This is a genomic window from Mycobacterium helveticum, assembly GCF_007714205.1.
In the GTDB taxonomy this organism is placed as follows: Bacteria; Actinomycetota; Actinomycetes; order Mycobacteriales; family Mycobacteriaceae; genus Mycobacterium; species Mycobacterium helveticum.
Genome location: NZ_VMQU01000251.1, coordinates 1 through 2292, shown reverse-complemented (window position 1 = coordinate 2292; position 2292 = coordinate 1). Strand labels below are relative to the sequence as shown.

At 71.0% G+C, this 2292-nt stretch carries 1 protein-coding gene; it reads right to left on the bottom strand.

Features of this window, described 5'->3' with window-relative positions:
- Nucleotides 1–2292, bottom strand: a 2292-nt coding sequence (locus FPZ47_RS27210; protein ID WP_145039746.1) for an acyltransferase domain-containing protein, incomplete at both ends; no start/stop codon positions are given.

Here is a 2292-nt window from a genome sequence, read left to right as displayed (position 1 = left end):
CCGCCAAATCGGCGACATCCTCCCCCGGCAACGCCACCGCACCCCGGGTCGACACCACCAGCACACCCGTGTCGCGCTCGGTGACCCAGGACTGCACGGCGGCCAGCGCCTGGTGCGTGCGCGCGTACACGTCCGACACCGGGAGCATTTCGACCGCAACGGATTCGAACAATTTGTAGGCAGGGACCACGGTCGTGGCAGCCGGCGTCGTCGAAGCCGGCGACCAGATCAGCTCGAACAGCCGGTCCGGGGACGAACCCGAGACCGCCGCCCGCAGCTGCCGATCGCTGACCGGGCGGGCCACCATCGCACCCACCGACAACACCGGCAGGCCCAACCGGTCGGCAAGCTCGATCGAGACGGCCGACTGTCCGGCGGGCGCGATCCGGACCCGCACCGCCGACGCGCCGGCGGCGTGCAACGACACGTTCTGCCACGAGAACGGCAGCAGCACTTCGGTCGTATGGGAGGCGGTCGTGTGGGAGGCGGTCGTGTGGGAGGCAGCCACAGGTGCGGTCCCCTCGGCCACGACCAGCGCGTGCATCGCCGCGTCGAGTAGCGCCGGGTGCACCCCGAATCCGTTGACACCACCGGCAGCGTCGGGCAGCGCCACCTCGGCGAACACCTCGTCGCCGCGCACCCACGCCGCGGTCAATCCCCGGAACGCCGGGCCGTATCCGTATCCACGGGCCGCGAGCCGCTCGTATCCGTCGCCCGGATCCACGGCGATAGCACCGGCCGGCGGCCACACCGACAGGTCCGCGCCCGGCGCAACCGATCCGGGGCTCAGCGTGCCCTCGGCGTGGCACACCCAACCCGATCCCGGGACCGCGCCGGCTCGGGAGAACACCGAAATGCTGCGCCGCCCAGAATCTTCGGCGGCGCCCACGACCACTTGCAGCGCCACCGCGTCTGAGGACGCGGGCAGCAGCAACGGCGCCTGCAGCGTCAACTCGTCGACGACCGGGCAGCCGACTTCGTCGCCCGCGCGGATCGCCAACTCGACGAAACCGGTACCGGGGAACACCGGCACCCCGGCGACCGCGTGGTCGGCCAGCCACTCGTGCACGCCGGGGGCCAGCCGGCCGGTGAGCAGCACCCCGCCGGAGGCCGGCAACTCCACCACCGCACCGAGCAAGGGGTGCTCGCCGGCGGCCAGGCCCAGACCCGCGGCGTCAGCCCCGAAGCCTTCGTTTGAGAGCCAAAACCGCTGCCGCTCAAAGGCATAGGTAGGCAGTTCGACCAGGTGAGCCCCGTCCAGTAAGCCCCGCCAATCGACGCCCACGCCCGCAACGAACGCGGTGGCGGCCGAGGCGAGGAAGCGTTCCAGTCCGCCCTCCTCGCGGCCCAGGGTGGGGACCACGATCGCCGCGGCGTCGCCGCCGGCGCACTCGTTGCAGGTGTCCTCGATCCCGGCGATCAGTGCCGGATGCGGACTGGATTCGATGAACGTGCGGTAGTTGTTTTCGCAGGCGCTGCGGACGGCCTGCTCGAGCTGCACCGTCTGGCGGATGTTGCGGTACCAGTATTCGGCGTCCAAACCCGCGGTGTCCAACCGGCTTCCGGTCACCGTCGAGAAGAACGCGGTGCGCGAGGAACGCGGCTCGATACCGGACAGTGCCTCGATGAGCTCCGCACGGATGGCTTCGACCTCCACCGAATGCGACGCGTAGTCCACATCGATGCGGCGGGTACGCAGGTTCTGGCCGGCGCAGACCTCCATCAGGCCCTCCAGCGCGGCCACTTCGCCCGAGACCACCACCGCGGCCGGCCCGTTGACGGCCGCGATGCCCAGCCGTTCACCGAAGGGCACCAGCAACTCCCGTACCCGTTCGGCACCGCAGGCGATGGACACCATGCCGCCGGGACCGGCCAGTGACCTCAACAGCTTGCTGCGCAGCGTGACCGCGCGGGCGGCGTCGCGCAGGGACAGTGCACCGGCGACGTAGGCCGCGGCGATCTCACCCTGCGAGTGGCCGATCACGGCGTCCGGGCCGACGCCGACGGACTTCCACAACTCGGCCAGCGAGACCATCACCGCGAACAGCACCGGCTGCACGACGTCGACGCGGTCCATGCCCGGGGCGCCCGGCGCACCACGCAGCACGTCGATCAGCGACCAGTCGACGAACTCCGAGAAGGCGTCCGCGCACGCCGCGATGTGCCGCGCGAAAACCGGTGCGGTGTCCAGCAATTCCACACCCATGCCCACCCATTGGGAGCCCTGGCCGGGGAACACGAAGACGGTCTTGCCCGCCGGGGCGGCGCTGCCCCGGATCACCGAACCGGCCA